Source organism: Paenibacillus sp. FSL R5-0912 (assembly GCF_000758605.1).
Taxonomy (GTDB): Bacteria; Bacillota; Bacilli; order Paenibacillales; family Paenibacillaceae; genus Paenibacillus_AQ.
On record NZ_CP009282.1, the window covers coordinates 2,198,253 to 2,219,763 of the forward strand.

Consider the following 21,511-nt stretch of genomic DNA (forward strand, 5'->3'; position numbering starts at 1 on the left):
GATTTTAATTGCACAGTATACAACTATTCTGGAATTTTCACTTGGAACTGAATACATGAATTGCTGCATTGTTGATTGAACTCACTTATTTAATTGTTAGCGTGTCTAAATATATCTACGATGCTCCAAATAGGTTACATATATCATCACAAAGAGGGATTGCCATGAGCGAGCAAACACCAGACAACCTGGCAGATCAGAATAGGAGGAAACGGAGGTGAAGCATGATAATGAGTCCGCGGCAGAGTACACTGCAAAGCGGGGGTCTGAGAAGAATGCAGAGTACGCAGCGAATCTCGAGCCTGAGCCTGAGCATGATGCTGAGTATGCAAAGTATGCAGCAAAACGAGAATCTGAGCATGTTGTTGAGTCGACAGCCAACCCAAGCGGTTTAACATCGTCGCCTACCGGTGCTCCTGCCTCCTCAACTCCTGCTGCCCCTCTGCGCAGGGGCTACACCACAGGAGCATGTGCCGCCGCCGCTGCCAAAGGTGCGGCACTGCTGCTGATTACAGGTGATAGGCTTCCCGCTGTAGATATTGATCTCCCGGCGGGCTTCCGGCACTCCTTTGAACTTACAGGCTGGCAGCGCGAAGGAGCGGACTCGGCAAGCTGTGCCACGGTCAAGGATGCCGGAGATGATCCGGATGCCACGCATCAGGCCTGGATCGAAGCAGCGGTGAGCTGGCTGGATCACCCCGGTGTGGAGATCGACGGCGGCCGTGGCGTCGGCCGGGTGACGAAGCCTGGGCTCCCGGTGCCCGTCGGAGCAGCGGCAATTAATCCGGTGCCGTGGCGGATGATACTGGAGGCGGTGTCCGGTGTGCTGGAGGAGCATGGCGCGGCGCGGGGGCTGCGGGTGGTCATCAGCGTGCCGGAAGGCGAAGCGATTGCCCTAAGAACGCTGAACCCGCGGCTCGGCATCATCGGCGGCATTTCCATCCTCGGCACGCGGGGCGTGGTTACCCCGTTCTCCACCGAAGCCTACAAGGCGAGTGTGGTTCAGGCGATTTCGGTTGCGGCGGCGACGGGGAACGGGCAGATCATTCTGACCACCGGCGGCAGCAGTGAGAAATATGCGATGGCGATGTTCGCCGGGCTTCCGGAGGAAGCTTTTATCCAGATGGGGGAGTATGTAGGCTTCTCGCTGGAGCATGCCAAGGCCTATGGGATCAAGAAAGTTACCTTTGTTGGCATGGCCGGTAAGTTCTCCAAAGTTGCTCAAGGCGCTATGCTGATCCACTCGAAGAATGCCCCTGTTGACTTCGGATTTCTGGCAGCCGTGGCGGCGGAGGCCGGGGCAAATGACAAGCAGATGAAGGAGATTACTGCCGCCAATACAGCCTCGCAGGTCGTGGATATGATGACTGATGCAGGAAATTCCGCTTTTTTTGAGAGCCTGTGCCGGCATGCCTGTGAAGAGAGTCTGAAGCATATGAACGGAGGCATGATTGTAGAGATGGTATTGATCACGATGAAGGGCCGAGTGCTGGGAAGGGCGGAGATCCGTGGGTAACCTGATCTATGTGATCGGTATCGGGGAGGATGGCGCCGGCGGCCTGACACCGGATAGCCTGAGCAAAGTGAATAACAGTGAGGTACTGCTCGGCGGAGAACGGCAATTGAATTTTTTTGGCGGATATACCGGTGAGAAAATCGTTCTGCAAGGCGGGCTGACGCCTTTTACAGACAAGCTGGAGAAAGTGTGGAAGGAGCGGCGGACTGTGGTTCTGGCCTCGGGGGACCCGCTCTTTTTTGGCATCGCGGGGTATCTTGTCCGCAAGTTCGGGCCGGAGCATGTTGAGGTTATTCCGCACTATAGCAGTGTGCAGCTTGCGTTTGCCCGGCTGGGGGACAGCTGGCAGGATGCCGAGCTGATCAGTCTGCACGGGCGCCCCATCCAGGGACTGGCCCAGCGTATAGACGGCAAGCACAAGGTGGCTCTGCTAACGGACGAGAGTAATACGCCTGCGGTGATTGCCGCTTATTTGCGTGAGTTCGGGATGCTGGAATATGAAGCGTTTGTGTGCGAACGGCTGGGGGGAGCGGAGGAAGTCTGCCGCTTCTGGACGCTGGATGAGATGGAGAATAGTGAATTTGCGGCGCTGAATGTAGTTATCCTGCGCAGAAGGCCGGGAACCGGCTCATCATTGCGGCGCGGCTTCGCTTATCCGGATGAGCAGTTCCAGCAGCGGAAGCCGGAGAAAGGCCTCATTACGAAACGTGAGGTCCGGGCTCTGGTCCTGTCAGAGCTGAATTTGTCCGAGGATGCGGTGGTGTGGGATATCGGCTCCGGCTCCGGTGCGGTTGCGGCAGAATGTGCGCGGATCGCCCGGTTCGGCAAGGTCTATGCCCTGGAAAAAGGCGCGGAGAATCTGCCGAACATGGAAGCGAACCGCCGGAAGTTCCGCGCCGATTTCCAGATCATACATCAGAAAGCGCCGCTGGGGCTGGAGAATCTGCCGGATCCGGATGGAGTGTTTATCGGCGGCAGCGGCGGGGAGCTGGCGGATATTATCGCGCTCTGCGCCTTGAGACTCCGGCCGGAAGGGCGGATTGTCGTTGGAGCGATAACCATTGAGACGCTATATGGAAGCATGGAGGCGTTGAAGCAAGCAGGCCTGGATTGCGGGGTAACAATGCTTCAGGCATCACGGGGTAAGCCGATTCTCGGCATGACCCGGTTCGAAGGCATGAATCCGGTCTATGTGGTTAGTGGGTGGAAGAGCTGAGGCTGATCAGATCAGATATTGAGATATAAGGAAACAAGAAGCGATCAGAAACAAAGGAGGAACATGCGATGAAGACCCATGTAACGGAGGCGAGTCGGCAGGCAGTGCTGGCTGTGGACGGGCAGGAAGCATGCGAAGGAGTAGGAATTGCCGCTGAAACGCAGCTGGCAGAAGCGGCGATGCAGGCCGCAAGTGTGCTCTATGATGCTATGGATGAGGAAGAGCTGAAGCTGGAGGAAAGACTGACTCCCCGGGCGGTCGGGACGTTGTACGGTGTCGGTGTCGGCCCCGGTGATCCGGAGCTGATTACGCTCAAGGCCTGCCGGCTGCTGCGGGAATGTCCGGTGATTGCCTACCCGGCAACCCACAAAGGCGGCAAATCCTACGCCCACGAAATCATCGAGATGCATGTGAAGCCGGATGAGAAAATCATGCTCGGGCTGATCTTCCCGATGACGAAAGATCCTGTGCTGCTGGCCAGCGGCTGGAACCGCACTGTGGAGCTGTGCTGGAGTGAGCTGAAGCAGGGCAGGGATGTGGCTTTTGTGACGGAAGGTGACCCTAATCTCTTCAGCACCTTTATCCATCTGGCCCGGTTAATGCAGGAGCTGCATCCCGGTGTGCCGATCGTCTCCATTCCGGGGATTTCCTCGGTGCTGGGCGCGGCTGCTGCCCTGGGGCAGCCCTTGGCGGACGGAGATCAGCGGGTGGGTATCATCCCGGCGACAGGTGACCGCGAGGCACTGAAGGAAGCGCTGCTGCATCACGAGACGGTGGTGTTCCTCAAGGTGGCCAAGGTGCTGGATCTGGTGCTGGATGTGCTGGATGAACTGGGACTGTCCGGCAAGGCATCCGTCGTTACCAAGGTAACCTCTCCGTATGAAACGGTATGGCGCGATGCGCGGGATCTGCGGGGCAAGGAGCTGGAGTACTTAAGTCTGATGGTGGTGAGCAAATGACAGATATCGTGCTCGAGCCTAAAGTATATATTGTAGGTGCCGGACCCGGCGATCCGGAGCTGATTACGGTAAAAGGCAGCCGGATTCTGCGCTCAGCGGACCTGGTGCTCTATGCCGATTCTCTGGTCAGTGAGGAGCTGATCCACAGTGCGAAGCCCGGTGCAGAGGTGCTGCGAAGCTCGGGGCTGGATCTGGAGCAGCAGGTGGAGCTGATGGCGGCAGCCGTCCAGGCCGGTAAAAGCGTAGGCCGCATCCACACCGGCGACCCGTCCATGTACGGCGCGATTCTGGAGCAGATGTCGCTGCTGAAGCAGCGGGGCGTAAGCTATGAAATCGTGCCGGGTGTAAGCTCTGTTTTTGCATCCGCTGCGGCGCTTGGTGCAGAGCTGACCGTCCCGGAGCTGACGCAGACGGTGATTCTGACCCGTGCGGAAGGACGTACACCGGTGCCGGAACGCGAGCAGCTGCGTAAGCTGGCGGAGCATCACTGTACGGTGGCGCTGTTTCTTAGCGCCTCCCTGGCCGGGCATGTGACCGGGGAATTCCTGGCTGCTGGCTGGAGTCCGGATACACCGGTAGCTGTAGTGAAGCGGGCCACCTGGCCGGATCAGCAGATTCTGCGGACAACGGTGCAGAATTTGGAGCCGGATCTGCGTGCTGCGGGTATCACCATGCACGCCATGATCCTGGCCGGCTGGGCGCTGGACCCCGGGCTGACGGACCGCGACCAGCACCGTTCCAAGCTCTATGACAAGGCATTTACCCATGGCTGCCGGGAAGGAATGGGCTCAGGTGAGTAAGCGGCGGTATGCAGCGGTCGCGATCACGCGAAACGGCATCGGGCTGGCGCTGAAGCTGGGAGCCGGGCTTGGGGAGACGGAAGTCTTTTGTTATGCCAAGTATAGCGGCGGGCTGGAGATGCGGGCTGGGGAGAGTTCACTTTTTGAGGGGCCGGTCAAAGATTTACTCCCCCGGCTCTTCCGGGATTACGAGGGGGTCATTCTGTTCTTCTCACTGGGCGCTGCTGTCCGGCTGATGGCTCCGCTGCTGCAGGACAAAAGAATCGATCCTGCCGTCATCGTCATCGATGAGCGCGGGGAGCATGTGATCAGCATGCTGTCCGGCCATCTCGGGGGGGCCAACAGACTGACGCTGCAGATCGCTGGGCTGCTCGGCAGTCATCCGGTAATTACAACGGCTTCCGATGTGCAAGGCACCTTCGCTGTGGATCTGCTTGGCCGGGAATACGGCTGGCGCGTGGACAGCTTTACCAGTATGAAAAGTGTCAGTGCTGCGCTCGTCAACGGGGAACCGGTAGCCTTTGTCCAGGAGAGCGGAGAGCCGGGCTGGCTGCCGCCGGGGGCAGTGCTGCCGGAGCATATACGGTTATTCGCCAGCCGGGAGGAGCTGCGAAGCAGCGGCTTCCGCTTCAGCGCGGCGATTGTGGTTAGTGACCGGCTGCCGGATCAAGATGAGCCGGAGGATGCCATGCATGCTGAATGCGCTGTAGTCTATCGTCCGCGCAGTCTGGTGCTCGGTTTGGGCTGTAACCGCGGGACCTCTGCGGAAGAGCTTGAAGCTGTAATGCTGCATACGCTGGCAGAGCTCAGGCTATCGCTCTACAGTGTGCGGAATGTGGCGACTGCCGGGATAAAGGGCGATGAGGCCGGACTGCTGGCTCTGTGTGCCAAATACGGCTGGGAGCTGGCTTTGTATTCACCAGACCAGCTGAACGCTGTCACGCTGGACAATCCTTCGGAGGTAGTGTTCAGAGCGACCGGAGCGTACGGTGTCTGTGAGCCTGCCGCATTGTTGTCTTCAGGTGCGCAGGCGCTCCTGCAGCGCAAACATAAAAGCGGAAATGTGACAATCGCCGTAGCGCGGGTTGTCTATGCCGGTTAGAGCGGGGGAGAAGCGGTGAGAGAGAGATGGAATGAAATGAAGGACCGGGAGCCGTTATTGCAGACACGCCCGCGTTTTGTAGTAGCAGGCACGGGCAGCGGCTCCGGCAAAACAACGGTCACGCTGGGACTGATGCGGGCGTTTGCCCGGTGCGGCTTGAAGGTTCAGGGCTATAAATGCGGGCCTGACTATATCGATCCTGCTTATCATAGTGCAGTTACAGGCCGTTCCTCCCGCAACCTGGACTCTTGGATGACTTCAGGCAGCTATCTGCAGGAGTATTTCCTGACCACCTCGGAGGATGCGGACCTGTCGGTCATTGAAGGCGTAATGGGATTGTATGACGGCAAAGAGGACATTGCACTCACCGGATCAACGGCGGAGATCGCTATCCTGACGGACAGTCCGGTGCTGCTTGTAGTCGATGTCCGCAGCATGGGACGCAGTGCAGCGGCTATTGTGCTGGGCTTTCAGCAGCTGGAGCCGCAGGTGCGGATTGCTGCGGTTATTGTGAACCGCTGCGGCAGTGAGGGCCACTACCGGATGGTCCGGGCAGCGATTGAAGCGGCCTGCGGCATTCCGGTCATCGGCTGGCTGCCGCGCGACAGCGGCCTCGATATCCCGGAGCGGCATCTTGGCCTGCTTCCCGCTGTGGAGCGCGGAGAGCTGGAGCCTTTGTTCGAGCATGCCGCCGATCTGCTGGCGGAGGGCACCGATCTGGAGCGTCTGCTGGAGCTTGCCGCTGCTGCGCCTGCATTGCAGTATCCGCCGGAACCGGATGCGGTGCTGCAGGCGCAAGGGCCCTCGCTTAGCAGCCCGGGTATATTGGAGCCAGGGATGCCGGTGGTTACGGAGACTGAGACTCCGGATTCGGGCAGCCTGCCGGCATTGGAGCCTGCATCACAGGAGCAGCCTGTGTCAGCAGGGCCACCCTTGTCTTCACCGGCAGCCCGGATCATGCCGGCGGATACGAGCAGGCCGGCGCACCGTCCTGTCCAGCCGGTTATTGCCATAGCCCGGGATGCGGCATTCAATTTCTATTATGCCGACAATCTGGAGCTGCTCGAGCGCGCAGGTGCGCGGCTGGCTGCTTTCAGTCCGCTTAGCGGGGAAGGAATCCCGCCGGAGGCCGATGGAATCTATATCGGCGGCGGGTTTCCGGAAGAATTCGCTGCTGTGATTGCAGCGAATTCGCTCTTCCTGGACGGCGTAAGAGCTGCAGCTGCAGACGGAATGCCGCTGTATGCGGAATGCGGCGGCTACATGGTGCTGGCCCGCAGCCTGACCGACCGCTCCGGCGCTGTGCATAAGATGGCCGGGATCATTCCGGCGCACAGCATAATGCAGGAACGCCGCGCCGCGCTCGGGTACCGTGAGGTGACAGCACTTCACGATTGCCTGCTGCTGAAGCAGGGCGGGCGACTGCGCGGCCATGAATTCCATTATTCCGGCATGAGCTATATTCCCGGCGAAGACCGGATTTATGCCTATGAGAGTAAAGGCAGAGGAGGCAGTCAGCCGGAAGGGTATATCAGCGGCAACATTATGGCGGCGTATGCGCATATTCATTTGGCCTCCCATTTCCCGGCAGCCGGACGTATGGTGGAGGCCTGCCTCACTTATCGGGAACAGAAGAAGCAGGCGAAGCAGCGGCTCTAAGTTTTCCAGACCGGAGGCGAGCAATTCCAGAATATTTTTTAACCGTGTCACATATGTCAACCGCTTGTCATACATCTTTAAGCCTCGTATAATAGGATCAAGAGAGCGCTTTATTACCCTGCTGGCAGGTTATCGGCTTTATTTATCAGGGAATAGATTGGATTATATGCTGCTGAATTTCAAAGTCTGGAAGCAATCACTTAATGATGGTAATGGAGAAGGGAGAACGCTGCAGTGAAATTGTTGGGAGCGATTGAAGCAGGAGGAACAAAGTTTGTGTGCGGAATCGGAAATGAGGACGGGACGATTATCGACCGGGTGAGCTTTCCGACCACAACCCCTCAAGAAACGATGGGGCTGGTACTAGAATACTTCTCCGGTAAAGATGTGGAGTCCATTGGCATCGGTTCATTCGGACCGATTGACCCGGTGATCGGCAGCCCTACTTACGGATATATTACAACCACACCGAAACCCCACTGGGGTGGATATAATCTGGTAGGAGCCGTGGCGGAGCAACTTGATGTTCCGGTCGGTTTCGATACAGATGTGAACGGAGCCGCCCTGGGCGAGTACACTTGGGGTGCCGCCCAAGGGCTGGATAGCTGCCTCTATATCACAGTAGGCACCGGCATCGGCGCCGGTGCAGTGGTCGGCGGGAAGCTGATCCATGGGCTGTCTCACCCTGAGATGGGACATATTCTGGTCCGCCGCCATCCGGAAGATATCTATGAAGGCTTCTGCCCTTATCATGGCGATTGCCTGGAAGGCCTGGCGGCAGGTCCGGCGATCGGCAAGCGCTGGGGCAAGCCTGCGGGCGAGCTGCCATCGGATCATCCGGCCTGGGCGATGGAGGCCCACTATCTGGCCCATGCCCTGATGAACTATGTGCTGATCCTCTCGCCGCAGAGAATCGTGATGGGCGGCGGCGTGATGAAGCAGAGCCAGCTCTTCCCGCTGATCCATACCAAGCTGCAGGAATTGCTTGGCGGATATGTGCAGCATCCGGCGCTCAATGCAGCGATCGGCAGTTATATCGTCCCTCCTCAGCTCGGGGATAATGCCGGACTCTCGGGTGCGCTTGGTCTTGCGAAGCTGGCGCTTGACGGACAGTAGAATATGCTATAAAAAGACATTGACTGTTTCGCAATATGTGGTATCCTAGGTTTTAACAGTATAGCATTTAAGAGGAAGCACCTCTTTCACGTATTTTCGTGGGAGAGGTGCTTTTTTTGTGCAAAGATAAGAATTTATAGGCTCCGCGCAATAAATGTTCCTTATCTTTCCCGCTGAAACCGTATCGGGCGGGGGCAGAGAATCCGGTGGTCCGCACAAAGACCATGCATACTGTAAGACGATGAAGGTAGGGATTCATATGCAGATCGTATTTATGAACCGTTTGTCCAGAATGTCAGGCGTGGACCAGGAGGTATTTGCCCAGCTGTGGATTGGAGAGGAGGAGGGGGTATGGCGTCTGGGCTGGCGCGACTTCTCAGGGGAACAGGAAATGGGTGACAGCCTATGGTATGAAGGCGGTTCATGGAATGAAATGCTGTGTGTGTACCGGCATGAGCTTGCAATGAAGATGGGTGACGGTTACCGCCCCCTGATTGATGGTGTATTTCATGAAGATGAGCATCTTAACAGCCGCGGTCAGGAGCAGCTTAAGCTGCAGTATTACAGTGAGCAGTACGCAAATGAAACGGTCTATGAGGAGCTATGCTCGTGGCGCAGAGGCAAGGCCTCCAGTGAACGCAAGGCACCCTATATCCTGGCTAGCAACCGTCTGCTGCGGATGATCAGTGCATTTCTGCCCCATACGGCAGAAGAGCTGCTGCAGATTCCCGGGGTAGGTGAAGGTAAAGCCTCGCAATATGGCGCCGACTGGCTCAGTATTACCTCCGGTGTGCAGCGTGAGCATCAATATCCGCTGGGCTGGGTAAGTGATTCGGTGGACGAAGAGAGCTTTGTTTCCTGGCTGTACAAACAGAAGGAGCTGAAATACAAGAAGCAGCTGGAGCGGCTGAGATTGCGGCGTGTGCTGCTTCAGGGGATTGAAGAAGGGCAGGGAATGGAGCAGCTCAAGGGGCTCAGCGGGGTCTCCCGCCGTGAAGTTCTTGAAGCTGTAGAGGAACTGGAGAAGGACGGTTATTCTGTTGAGAAGCTCATTGCTCTTGAACTCAATGAAGTCACTTCCCAGGAACAGAACAATATATGGACAGCTTATGAGCTGATTGGTGATACCTTCCTGAAGCCCGTCCTCTATAAGGCCTATGGCGAGGATTTCTCGCCCGCAGAAGGCCTCGATATGTACTATGAGCGCCTGCGGCTGATCCGTATCCGCTTCCGCCGGGAGCAACCGGCCGGGTTGGGGCTGGCGACGAACCTGTAGGAAGCAGCCTACTTCCCGGAGCTTACCCTGTATCGCGCTTCCCCCTTTCCCGCGAGGAAGCGAGCTGCAGGGTTTTATCTGCGGCCGGCAGTGTCTGCAAATTATTAGGAGAAAGGGACGATTAGGGGTACTATACCTGTATGCAGTTAAAAAGGAGTGGGACATATGATAGTTACGTTGACGGTTAATCCTAGCGTGGATGCCAGTACGGGTATAAGTAAGGTTGTTCCCGATCATAAGCTGCGCTGCCGTGAAGCCTCGTACAAACCGGGGGGCGGCGGTGTGAATGTGTCACGGGCGATTCATAGGTTGGGCGGGGATTCCCTTGCACTGTATGCCTCAGGCGGACTTCATGGTCAGCTGCTGCACCATATGCTGGAACAGGAGGGCGTGAAGCATCAGGAGATTCCGATCAGCGGGCAGACCCGGGAGAATCTGATTGTCGTGGAGGAATCCACAGGACAGCAGTTCCGGTTCGACATGCCGGGCCCGAGGTTCATCGAAGGCGATTGGAAGCAATGCCTCGAACAATTAATGGCGCTGCCGGACAAACCAACTTATCTTGTAGCCAGCGGCAGTTTACCTCCAGGCTGTCCGGCTGATTTCTATAGCCGTGTCATTGAAATTGTGAAGCCATGGAATGCCAGGGTGATTGTCGACACTTCCGGTGAACCGCTGCAGCTGGCTGCTGATGCCGGAGTTTATCTGCTGAAGCCTAATGCACGGGAGCTTGAAGAGTTATCGGGCCGTACTATAACCGGTGATGAGGAAGTGAAGGCAGCCGCGCTGCAGCTGATCGAAGAAGGGCGGACCGAGGTGGTTGTGGTTTCGCTTGGCGGGGACGGGGCGCTGCTGATTACGGGAGACGGTTGCGAGCACCTGCGGGCACCTGAGGTTCCCGTACTCAGCGTAGTTGGTGCCGGTGACAGTCTGGTAGCCGGACTCGTATATAGTCTGGAACGGGGCTGGCCGCTGCGCAGAGCTGTTCAATTCGGCGTTGCCTCCGGTGCGGCGGCGGTCATGAACCCGGAGCGGTTGTTCAACAGCATGGATAAGGATACTTCTGGACAACAGTAAATTTAAAGCCCGCCATATACCAAAAAGACGAAGGCTTCCTTTACCCTCCGGGTAATCGGTGCCTTCGTCCTGCGTATTCGTCCGCTGTGCTTCATAGCCAATCCTTCTTGCGGAATATCACCAGCATTCCGCAGCCGAGCGTCACCATGACGGCGATAACTCCATAATAGCCGTACTGGGAGTGAGTCTCGGGAATATTGTCAAAGTTCATACCGTAGATACCGGTAATAACGGTCAGCGGCATGAATATCGTAGTAATTGCCGTAAATACTCTCATGATTTCATTGGCGCGGTTAGCGATACTGGACTGATATGCTTCGCGTAAGTTGCCCATGAGATCGCGGTACGTTTCGAATGTTTCAGAGATCTTAACCGCATTTTCATAAATATCACTGAAATACTTCTGCAGCTGATCGTCGATCAGGCGGAGGTCTTTTTTGTTCAGCGTGTTGATAACTTCCTTCTGCGGGCCTAGCATCTTCTTCAGCCAGAGAATTTCACTGCGCAGACCGATGATCTCGCTAAGATGCGATTTCTTGGTGTGCATGAGGATGTCTTCTTCCAGCTTCTCAATCCGCGCTTCAATCCGGTCACCGACGGAGAAGAAGTTGTCAACCACAAGGTCGATTAGCAGGTACAGGAAGCGGTCAGGCTCACTGACCTCCTGCTCCCAGAGTACAGGCTTCAGGACGCGCAGCTCATGGATCTTCTGCTTGGTAACGGTGATGATGAAATGTCTGCCCAGGAACACGTTGAGCGCGCGGAGGAAGATTTCCTCGTCATCAAACCGGATACTGTTTACTACGATAAAATAATGGCTCTCATAAATCTCCAGCTTCGGGCGCTGATCCTCTTCACTGAGGCAGTCCTCCACAGCCAGATCATGCAGATTGTACAATGGCTGAAGCTCTACAAGGTCCTCAGCATCCGCATCAATCCAATAGAAACCCTCAGCGGGTGCGGTAAGTGTATCCTCAATATTGTCAATAGTCGTAAAAACCCCTGCGTTTACCAGCCGGATTTTCATCTGATTCACTCCTTCTGTCCCTGGTCTTCTCCAGGGATATGCTAATTAAAGCACAGAGAAAAAATCAGCTTGGCCGGTGGTACAATCTACTGATGAAGGCCAAAAGACGGTCCGAGAGCATGAAGAAGAACTGCCCCCGCCGCCGGCAAGCTGATGTTAATCCTGTGTGGTTGTTCTTTCTGCACGCTTATTCGCGAGCCCGGGTCGCCTTCCATTCTTCTCTCACCTCTTCTTTTCGCCGTTTATGGTTGAAACACTTGTCTAGTATAACGCCCGGGTATGCCTCTTTCAAGATAAATTCTTTTCATTCTCTGGGCCCCTTAAGCATTGTATGGACTTGACGAAAAGGAGGTTCATGATTTAAAGTAAATTTTAAGAATAGTATCTCCGGATGCTTTAGCTTTTCCAACTGAATACAGCTTAATCTTATCAAGAGCAGGTGGAGGGACTAGCCCGATGAAACCCGGCAACCGGCGTGTGAACGCACGGTGCTAATTCTTGCGGAAGCTTTGCAGGACGTTATTTGTCCGGCGGAAGTTCTCTGGCAGATGAGAGAGGCGCATATGACTGCAGATATATGACCTTTCTCGCCCGAGAAAGGTCTTTTTTCGTTGTTTTGGATCAGATTTAACCGCCAAGCGGAACCTAATTTCAGTTAAGGAGTGGAAACAGCAATGCCTATTAAAATTCCCGACAGTCTTCCGGCCAAAGAAGTATTATCCGGTGAGAATATTTTTGTAATGGATGAAAGCCATGCCTTTCATCAGGATATCCGTCCTTTGCGGATCGCCATCCTGAATCTGATGCCGACCAAAGAAACCACGGAAACGCAGCTGCTGCGCCTTATCGGGAACTCACCGCTTCAGGTGGATGTTGTTCTGCTGCATCCCAGCTCCCATACCTCGAAGAATACTTCGGCAGAGCACTTAAAGAGCTTTTACAAAACCTTTGATGAAATCAGTGACCGCCGCTTTGACGGCTTGATCATCACCGGTGCTCCGGTGGAACAAATGGAGTTCGAGGATGTCAACTACTGGGAAGAGCTGAAAGTGATTTTTGAATGGAGCAAGCAGAACGTAACCTCGACGATGCATATCTGTTGGGCCGCGCAGGCAGGACTGTACCACCACTTCGGTGTGCGTAAGGTGAGTCTGCCGGATAAATGCTTTGGAGTGTTTCCGCATACGCTGAGCCATAATAATGTGAAACTGCTGCGGGGCTTCGACGAAGTATTCCATGTGCCGCATTCCCGTCACACCGACGTCTCCCGTGAAGATATAGAGAATAATCCGGATCTGCAGATTCTGGCGGAATCAGAGGAGGCCGGTGTGTACCTGGTTTCTACGCATGACGGCAAGCAGATTTTTGTGACCGGACATTCAGAATATGATCCGTTCTCCCTGAAATGGGAGTATGACCGCGATATCGCCAAAGGCATGGATATTGAGATTCCAAAGCACTATTATCCAAAAGATGATCCCACCCGTACACCGCCGGCCGTCTGGCGTGCCCATGCCAACTTATTATTCGCTAACTGGCTCAATTACTATGTATACCAGGAGACACCCTACGATATCGGAGCGTTTATTTAAAAGTTGTATTTGTATTATAGAAGGATGGGTTGGCGCACAACACATAGTCTATGCTTCCGAAGCAAGTTTTGTCGAAGAATGATCAGGTTGTGTACGCTATACAAAACTAAGCCCATGCTTCCGAAGCCAGTTTGTACGAAGAAATTCAGGGAAGCAAATGCTAACAAACTATTAGGAGGAAATGGAAATGGACGAGAAACTGAAAATTGAGAGCAAACTGGCACAGATTGGTTCGATGGAGGACCCCGCGACAGGGGCGATTAATTATCCTGTGTACAACGCGACGGCATTCCGTCACCCGAGACTCGGACAGAGCACGGGCTTTGATTACATCCGCACCAAAAATCCTACCCGCTCTGTGCTCGAAGATGCGGCAGCGGTACTGGAATCCGGCGATGCCGGCTTCGCCTGCGCCTCGGGTATGGCTGCATTGACTACTGTGTTTGCCTTGTTTGGGCAAGGGGATCATCTCGTTGTCTCGCTCGACCTGTACGGCGGAACCTATCGTCTGCTGGAACGGATTCTGTCCAAATACGGCATCAGCGCCTCCTATGTGGATACGAATGATCTGGATGCTCTGGAGGCTGCGCGACAGCCGGGCACCAAGGGTGTATTCATTGAGACACCAACCAATCCGCTGATGATGATTACGGATATCGAAGCGGTATGTACATGGGCCCGCCACCACGGGTTGCTCACGATTGTCGACAATACGCTGCTGACCCCGTTCTTCCAGCGCCCGATTGAGCTTGGAGCAGATATCATCGTTCACAGCGCGACCAAGTATCTGGGCGGACACAACGATGTACTGGCTGGACTTATAGTAACGAAAGGTGCTGAATTGTCTGCTGAAATGGCTGTTCTGCATAACTCAATGGGAGCCGTTCTTGCCCCGAACGACAGCTATCAGCTGATGAAGGGAATGAAGACACTCGCCCTACGCATGGAGCGGCATGAGAGCAATGCACTGGCTATCGCCCGTTATCTGCTGGAGCATCCGGCCATTGCTGAGGTCTTCCATCCGGGGCTTCCGGATCATCCGGGGTATGAAATCCAGAAGCGCCAGTCTTCGGGCAATACCGGAATTTTCTCCTTCAAGGTGAAGGATGCGAGATACGTGGAGCCGCTGCTCCGCCATATCCGCCTGATCGCCTTCGCTGAGAGTCTTGGCGGTGTGGAATCGCTTATGACTTATCCGGCTGTACAGACTCACGCCGATATTCCGGCGGAAATCCGCGATGCGGTGGGTGTAGATGACCGGCTGCTGCGTTTCTCGGTCGGCATCGAGCATGTGGATGATCTGATTGCGGATCTGACCCAGGCACTAGAGGCCGCGCGCGCCGAGCTTGAGTAGTTCACATTGGAACAGCTCCGTTCAGTTATCTGAAGTAGCAGTTGCCTTCAACAGCAGCACCAACGCGGTGCTGCTATTTATATAAATATAAGACTGTATGTGTTTTAAGTATCCTTCTATTTCTCGCTGAAACGTTCCGTCCTAATAAAAGGACGGCAAAATCGTTTCCACTTGGCGAAAGATTTTTCAAGCTCTCCCGATTGTGATACGATGAGGGAACGAGTTTGTTTACTTTTAATTTGAAATTCTTCTACTATACTTCATGGGATTAAGAGGAGGCTGCGAACGATGAGTGCAATTGATCTTATTCTGGATAAGACACTTAAAGGTGAACGTCTTCAATTAGAAGACACAATCACTTTGTTCGAAAGCAATGAAATTGAGAAAATGGGCGCTGCTGCAGATATTATTATGAAGCGCTGGCACCCGGACCCGCTGACCACATTCGTGATCGGCCGCAATATTAACTACACCAATGTATGTGATGTCTATTGCCGCTTCTGCGCCTTCTACCGGAGACCGGGTTCGGAGGAAGGGTATGTGCTTCCGGATGAAACCATCTATGAGAAGATCGCCGAGACGATCAGCGTGAACGGAACCGAGATTCTGATGCAGGGCGGTACGAACCCGAATTTGCCGTTCAGCTATTACACTGATATCCTGCGCGGCATTAAGCAGCGGTTCCCGGAGATTACGATGCATTCGTTCTCACCGGCAGAAATAATGAAGATGGTCGAAGTATCAGGTCTGCCGCTGGAGCAGGTCATGCGTGAGATCCGTGCCGCAGGCCTGGATTCGCTTCCCGGCGGGGGTGCTGAGATTCTCGACGACCGGACACGACGCAAGATCAGCCGGCTCAAAGGCTCCTGGCGCGAGTGGATGGATGTCATGCAGACCGCACACCGCATTGGAATGAACACCTCAGCCACTATGGTTATTGGCCTAGGCGAGAGCATGGAGGAGCGGGCGCTGCATCTGCTGCGTGTCCGTGAAGCTCAGGATGAGTGTATTGCCAATAAATATGACTCCGAAGGATTCCTGGCCTTCATCTCCTGGACCTTCCAGCCGGATAATACGAACCTGAAGCTGGACCGTCAGACTCCGGAAGAGTACCTCAAGAACGTGGCGATCAGCCGTCTGGTGCTGGATAATATTAAGAACTTCCAGTCCTCCTGGGTAACGATGGGGGCTGAGGTCGGCAAGCTCTCCCTGCAATACGGCTGCAATGACTTCGGCAGCACGATGATTGAGGAGAACGTAGTTTCCTCCGCAGGCGCGACCTACAAGGTCAACATCGAGTCGATTACCCGGATCATCCGCGAAGCAGGCAAGATTCCGGCACAGCGCAACACGCGCTACGATATCCTGCGGGTGTTCGATGATGCGAACGCGAAGATTGACAATGATTTTGTAATGCAGAATTAGAGGGGAGAGCGGCATCTCATATGGTGTCAGCCCGGCTATTTCACAGGAGCAGATACAACGCTTATCTATCATTTATCCGTTGGGACGGGTGATGGATAGGCGTTTTTTGTGCCTTTAGACCTATCAACTCACCCAAACCATAAATAGGGTTTGCCCATCCTTCTCCTTCTCATCAGCATAGATATTATTGAAAGAAGCGCGGCCAAGAGTCTTCAGGCGTGTCAGGTTATAGACCAGTACAAAAGCGAGCTTGGGATCACTAGTCAGATAGCCGTCGAACTGGCGTCCGCCAACCTTATTATAGGCGTCACTCATCACCCATTCTTCCGCTTCCCGCAAAGTATCAAAGGTGAGCATTTCTTCAAACCAGCGTATGTCTTGCAGGTTTACGTTTCGATTCTCGTCTTTGACCCAAAAAATTTCCCGATGTGTGTTCTTTTCCTCGTCCAATGTCTGCCCCCCTATATTCTTACTCTTGTTTACAATTTACAAAACTCGCAATTCTAGTTAACCCAGTCTGATAGATTGAAAGTTGGCGATATGTTACGCTTTGACGGTCAGTTTAAAGAGATCGACTGGGAGGGTATTCTATTATATGAGACAAAAGCGTTGGAACAAACCTATCGCTTCAATACTGGCTGCAACTGTGATCACTGCACAGGTACTAGGCGGAGTTGTTGCCGGTTCAGTACTGGGAGGCGGGAAGGCGGAAGCTGCCACTGTTGCACCTGGCACAGTCAGCCTGCGGCTGATGAGTACTACAGATGTGCATACCAATGTGATGGGCTGGGACTACTTCAAGAACAAAGAGTCACTGACTGTGGGACTGGACCGGACGGCAACGCTGGTGAAACAGGCTCGTGCAGAGATGAACAACACAAACAATCTTTTACTCGACAACGGTGATTTGATTCAGGGTACACCGCTGGGTACGTACGCTTCGAAGCAAGTAGATGCTGAAGGCAAGACTATACAAATCAATCCGATGATTGCGGCTTTGAATACAATGGAATATGATGCTGCAACACTCGGCAACCACGAATTTAACTATGGTCTACCGTATCTGAACAGCGTTACTTCGGCAACATATACAGATATACCTTTTATTAATGCGAATGTATATGTTAACGACGGTGACAATAATCCTAACAACGATGTAAATTACTTTGAACCATATGAAATTTTGGAAAAGCAAGTTAAAGACAGCAATGGCAATACACAAACCATTAACGTAGGCCTGATTGGTCTTGTTACTCCGCAGATTATGGATTGGGACAAAGCCAATCTGGAAGGCAAGGTTATTACTAAAGATATTGCTGAAACAGCCGCAAAATTCATTCCTGAGATGAAGGCGAAAGGTGCGGATATTATCGTTGCTATGGCGCACACTGGTTATGCTGATTCGGCAGTGCTAGGCGACGGCTCCGAGAATGACATCAAAGCACTAAGCCTGGTACCTAATATTGATGCAATCACATTCTCCCACACCCATAAAGTATTCCCGGCAGCAACTGTGGATGCTCTGGACGCATCGTTCAAGAATGCATCCAAAGCTTTGCTGCCTGGCATCGACAATGCCAAAGGTCAGATCAATGGTGTTCCAGCTGTTCAAGCCGGCTTCGGCGGAAACAATCTGGGCTTGATTGACCTCACCATTAAGCCAGAGGGAGACGGCTGGGTTGTAGACAAAACCAATTCCCAATCCTCTACCCGTTCAATTACGGGCGTGACTCCGGATGCTGCAGTGGACGCGGCCTTAAAAGCAGCCCATGAAGCTACAATTCAATATGTTAATACACCGCTGGGTAAAACGGATGTGCCGATGAACAGCTTCTTCGCGATGGTGCAGGATGATCCGACCGTTCAGATCGTAACCTATGCACAGCGAAGCTATGTAGAGAACCGGATTAATACAGATCCGACTCTGGCTGCTTACCAGGGGATGCCAATACTGAGCGTAGGCGCGCCTTTCAAAGCAGGACGCAACGGCCCTGATGAATATACTGATATTAAAGCAGGCGACCTGACGATCCGCAGTGCAAGTGACTTGTATCTTTACGATAATACATTGAAGGCAATTTTGGTTAAGGGGTCAACGGTAAAAGAATGGGTTGAAATGAGCGCAGGCGCCTTTAACCGTATCAAACCGGCGGTATCCACCACGCAGGAGCTGCTTAATTCTAAATTCTCCGTATACAATTTCGATGTGATTGACGGAATCGAGTATACGATCGATGTAACCCGCAATGCGAAATACAAAGAAGATGGCACAATTAATGATGCCAATTCCAGCCGGGTTACTTCAATCACGTATAATGACAAACCACTGAACATGGATGATAAGTTTATCGTTGTTACTAACAATTATCGTGCGAGCGGCGGCGGGAACTTCCCGGGTCTCAAAACAGATGCCAAGATGATTATTGACACTCTGGACGAGAACCGCCAAATTCTGATGGATTATATCAAGGAAGCAGGAACCGTTAACCAACCGGCCGACCATAACTGGTCGATTGCACCGATCAAAGGCAATGTCAATGTGACCTTTACATCGTCGCCGGATGCTGTTCCTTATGCTAGCGGCAAAATTAGCGATACAGGGACAAAGAACGCTAAAGGCTTTGAAATTTTTAATCTGAATCTGAAACAATCCGTTCCGGCACCGACCAAAGATGTTGAAGTGCATCTGATCGGAGTCAACGATTTGCACGGACAGCTCGATACAACCTCTATTGTCAGCAACCGGCCAGTAGGGACAGTGGCCTATCTGGCAGCTTACCTGAAACAAGCCCAGGCGAAGTATGAATACTCTCTATTGTTCCATAACGGCGATTCTGTCGGCGCTTCTGCTCCGGTATCCTCGCTTGAACGCGACGAACCGACGATCGAGTGGATGAACCTGATGAAATTCGATGTGGGTTCACTGGGTAACCATGAGTTCGACCAAGGTGTAGGGGCGATGAAATCACAAATCTTCGGCGGTGAAGATCCAAAGAATAAGTCAATCGTCCATAAAGGCGCGGACTTTGATTATATCAATGCCAATGCGGTGGATGAAAAAACCGGGACTCCGATCATTAATCCGTATGTAATCAAAGAAATCGGCGGCGTCAAAATCGGCTTTATCGGTGTCGTGACCAAGGCTACGCCAAGCAAAGTATCCCCTGAAGGTACGGCAGGCGTTAAATTCCTGAGCGCGACCGAGGAAGTCGAGGCAATCAATAAATACGCTAAGGAGCTTCAGGATAAAGGCGTACAAACGATTATTGTGCTTGCGCATGATCCTGCAACAACTAAAGACGGCAAGACGACAGGCGAAGCGGCCGATCTGGCGAATGCCCTCCCGGCTGATTCCCCGGTCGATGTCATCGTTGCCGGCGACAACCACGCACTGGCCAACGGTACAGTTAACGGCAAGTTGATCGTTCAGGCATATTCGTATGGTACGGCTTATGATGACATTAAGCTGGTGATCGACCACACCACAGGCGATGTTAAAGAGAAATCTGCTATCGTTCCTACGACCTTCCAGGATGATCCTGGTATCACTCCTGATGCAGAGTCAGCAGCGTTGGTGAAAAAATACCTGGACAAGCACCCGGAGCTGAGCAATCCTGTAGGCACAACAGATGGTACGGTTACCCGTACAGATGTATACCTGAAGGAAGCTCCTCTAGGCAACCTGATTGCGGATGCCATGCGTCAAGCTGATTTCAAAGACGGCGCTAAGGCTCCTGCTGATTTTGCCTTCATGAATCCGGGCGGCATCCGCGCCGATCTGCCAAAGGGGAATGTCTCCTTCGGTGACTTGGCTAAGATCCAGCCATTTGGCAATACACTGGTGAAGCTGACGCTTACCGGTGAACAGATTAAGACACTGCTGCAGCAGCAATGGGCAGTGAAAGCCGACGGAACACCAGACATCAAGACACTGCAGATCTCCGGTCTGAAATATACTGCCAACATGTATCTGCCGGTTGCCAGCCGTGTGGCTAATCTGACCAAAACAGACGGGACACCAATTGAAATGTCCAAGACCTATACGGCTGTAGTCAACAACTTCATGGCTGCAGGCGGGGACAATTACAAAGTATTGACGCAAGCAAGTAAATCGCTGGCCGGACCGATTGATCTGGACGTATTCTACGAGTATATTGTGAATACGTTCAAAGGCGGTGCCATTAGAGCTGCTATTGAAGGCCGGATTACCAATGTTGCAGACCCGGGTTCAAACCCTGGTACAGGACCTGTTGCGACTGCAACACCTAAACCAACTGCTTCACCGTCAGCTTCTCCTAGTCCGGCGGCAACAGCAACTCCTGCACCGGCAGCCACTCCGGCTCCAACACAGAGTCCTGCCGCACCTGTAGCAGTATTCAAAGATTTGGGTAAGGTAGCCTGGGCACAGGAGGCCATTAATGCACTCGCGGCAAAAGGTATTATTAAAGGCATCGACGGCACGAATTTTGCTCCGGTGAAGAGCGTGACCCGTGCAGAATTCGTAACCATGCTGGTTCGTTCGCTCGGCTTGACGAATACGGCAACAGCTGTTACGTTCAGCGATGTGAAGCAAGGAGTCTGGTACTCGGACACCATCGCTGCTGCTGTAAATGCAGGTCTGGTAAGAGGTTCGGGCAACGGGAAATTCGAGCCGGGCCGTGAGATTACCCGTGAGGAAATGGCGATCATGATCGCTAATGCCCTCAAGGATCAGCTGCAGCCGGTTGATCCTGCTGCTCTGAATAAGTTTGCTGACAAGGCCAAGATTGCGTCCTATGCGCAGCAGCCTGTAGCACAGCTTACTCAGCTGGGGATCGTCAACGGTGTGGACGCCCAGAAATTCGCACCGAAAAGTATTGCAAACCGCGCCCAGGCGGCCGTCATTATTTACCGGATGCTGGAAAACAAAGCTTCCTGATTTCTATATGAATACAATTGAATCAGGCAAAAGGCCCGTGCACATTGTGCGCGGGCCTTTCCGTTTACGAGGATGCTAAGGCTTGTCCAGCCCAGACCATAGGCGTCTTGTTATTTCACTGCAGCTTCCCATTTACAGCGGATAGGGGAGACAATCGCATTTTCTTTTTTGAGCTCGGTGAAGGCCTTGTCGACCGCTTTGCGTTCCAGCCCTGACAGCTTCTCAACTTCACCTGCAGTTACAGGAGCTGCTGAAGCTTTAATGATTTCCAGTACTTGATCTTTAACACTCATGAGTTACACATCCTTTGTTCATTGTGATTTGGTCCATACTGATGCTTCGTAACATTCGTAATGTCAGACAAATCATAAAAGAAAAACGGTAAAGGGGCAGTGATTTTTTTACAATAGTAGTTTACAGTTCTATCCAAAAGTGATATCATAATTATATCAAATACATATCTAATGGAGGCAT

The 21,511-nt window shown here is 53.3% G+C and carries 16 protein-coding genes and 1 riboswitch; of the genes, 13 read left to right on the top strand and 3 right to left on the bottom strand.

Annotation, left to right across the window (positions count from 1 at the left end):
* The first annotated feature begins 217 nt into the window (after positions 1–217).
* The 9 genes from R50912_RS09250 (at position 218) to R50912_RS09290 (ending at position 10,721) form a co-directional block, all read left to right on the top strand.
* Complete coding sequence (locus R50912_RS09250) at positions 218–1,516, top strand: cobalt-precorrin-5B (C(1))-methyltransferase (RefSeq protein ID WP_269322094.1); 1,299 nt, start codon at positions 218–220, stop codon at positions 1,514–1,516.
* A complete protein-coding gene (locus R50912_RS09255) occupies positions 1,509–2,732 on the top strand; it encodes a bifunctional cobalt-precorrin-7 (C(5))-methyltransferase/cobalt-precorrin-6B (C(15))-methyltransferase (RefSeq protein ID WP_042234198.1) in 1,224 nt (407 codons plus the stop codon). The genes R50912_RS09250 and R50912_RS09255 overlap by 8 nt, the downstream gene beginning before the upstream one ends.
* A 209-nt stretch (positions 2,733–2,941) precedes the next feature.
* Positions 2,942–3,691 (top strand): precorrin-2 C(20)-methyltransferase, encoded by a 750-nt coding sequence (gene cobI, locus R50912_RS09260; protein ID WP_042241967.1) that lies wholly within the window; start codon positions 2,942–2,944, stop codon positions 3,689–3,691.
* 5 nt (positions 3,692–3,696) lie between these two features.
* Entirely contained in the window at positions 3,697–4,491 is a 795-nt protein-coding gene (cobM, locus tag R50912_RS09265; RefSeq protein ID WP_081956778.1) for a precorrin-4 C(11)-methyltransferase, read from the top strand.
* Positions 4,457–5,593, top strand: coding sequence for a cobalt-precorrin 5A hydrolase (locus R50912_RS09270; protein ID WP_042234202.1), 1,137 nt, complete (start codon positions 4,457–4,459; stop codon positions 5,591–5,593). The genes cobM and R50912_RS09270 overlap by 35 nt, the downstream gene beginning before the upstream one ends.
* 36 nt (positions 5,594–5,629) lie before the next feature.
* Positions 5,630–7,252, top strand: coding sequence for a cobyrinic acid a,c-diamide synthase CobB (locus R50912_RS09275; RefSeq protein ID WP_052416155.1), 1,623 nt, complete (start codon positions 5,630–5,632; stop codon positions 7,250–7,252).
* A gap of 234 nt (positions 7,253–7,486) precedes the next feature.
* Positions 7,487–8,368, top strand: a complete 882-nt coding sequence (locus tag R50912_RS09280; protein ID WP_042234205.1) for an ROK family protein — start codon at positions 7,487–7,489, stop codon at positions 8,366–8,368.
* A 259-nt stretch (positions 8,369–8,627) separates the two neighbouring features.
* Positions 8,628–9,644 carry an HRDC domain-containing protein gene (locus R50912_RS09285; RefSeq protein ID WP_042241970.1) on the top strand — a complete coding sequence of 339 codons (1,017 nt, stop codon included), beginning with the start codon at positions 8,628–8,630 and terminating at the stop codon, positions 9,642–9,644.
* Between the two features lie 165 nt (positions 9,645–9,809).
* The gene (locus tag R50912_RS09290) at positions 9,810–10,721 is read left to right on the top strand and encodes a 1-phosphofructokinase family hexose kinase (RefSeq protein WP_042234208.1); all 912 of its coding nucleotides are present in this window, start codon (positions 9,810–9,812) and stop codon (positions 10,719–10,721) included.
* A 91-nt stretch (positions 10,722–10,812) separates the two neighbouring features.
* Here R50912_RS09290 and corA read toward each other — a convergent pair whose 3' ends face one another.
* On the bottom strand, positions 10,813–11,748 hold the full coding sequence (gene corA / locus R50912_RS09295; protein WP_042234210.1) for a magnesium/cobalt transporter CorA: 936 nt from the start codon (positions 11,746–11,748) through the stop codon (positions 10,813–10,815).
* A gap of 423 nt (positions 11,749–12,171) precedes the next feature.
* Positions 12,172–12,303, top strand: a riboswitch (SAM riboswitch).
* A 119-nt stretch (positions 12,304–12,422) separates the two neighbouring features.
* Between corA and metA the strand changes: the two genes are divergently transcribed.
* The 3 genes from metA to mqnC all read left to right on the top strand — a co-directional run bounded on the left by metA (position 12,423) and on the right by mqnC (position 16,119).
* Complete coding sequence (gene metA / locus R50912_RS09300) at positions 12,423–13,340, top strand: homoserine O-acetyltransferase MetA (protein WP_039303312.1); 918 nt, start codon at positions 12,423–12,425, stop codon at positions 13,338–13,340.
* Between the two features lie 187 nt (positions 13,341–13,527).
* A complete protein-coding gene (locus tag R50912_RS09305) occupies positions 13,528–14,694 on the top strand; it encodes an aminotransferase class I/II-fold pyridoxal phosphate-dependent enzyme (protein WP_042234213.1) in 1,167 nt (388 codons plus the stop codon).
* A 288-nt stretch (positions 14,695–14,982) separates the two neighbouring features.
* A complete protein-coding gene (gene mqnC, locus R50912_RS09310; protein WP_042234215.1) occupies positions 14,983–16,119 on the top strand; it encodes a cyclic dehypoxanthinyl futalosine synthase in 1,137 nt (378 codons plus the stop codon).
* 123 nt (positions 16,120–16,242) lie between these two features.
* On the opposite strand, the gene R50912_RS09315 is transcribed toward mqnC, so the two are convergent.
* Positions 16,243–16,569: a hypothetical protein gene (locus tag R50912_RS09315; protein ID WP_052416156.1), complete on the bottom strand. Its 327-nt coding sequence runs from the start codon at positions 16,567–16,569 to the stop codon at positions 16,243–16,245.
* Positions 16,570–16,714: 145 nt separating this feature from the next.
* On the opposite strand from R50912_RS09315, the gene R50912_RS09320 reads away from it, so the two are divergent.
* Positions 16,715–21,037, top strand: coding sequence for a bifunctional 2',3'-cyclic-nucleotide 2'-phosphodiesterase/3'-nucleotidase (locus R50912_RS09320; RefSeq protein WP_042234217.1), 4,323 nt, complete (start codon positions 16,715–16,717; stop codon positions 21,035–21,037).
* Between the two features lie 110 nt (positions 21,038–21,147).
* Here R50912_RS09320 and R50912_RS09325 read toward each other — a convergent pair whose 3' ends face one another.
* On the bottom strand, positions 21,148–21,330 hold the full coding sequence (locus tag R50912_RS09325; protein ID WP_039303325.1) for a hypothetical protein: 183 nt from the start codon (positions 21,328–21,330) through the stop codon (positions 21,148–21,150).
* Positions 21,331–21,511: the final 181 nt, after the last annotated feature.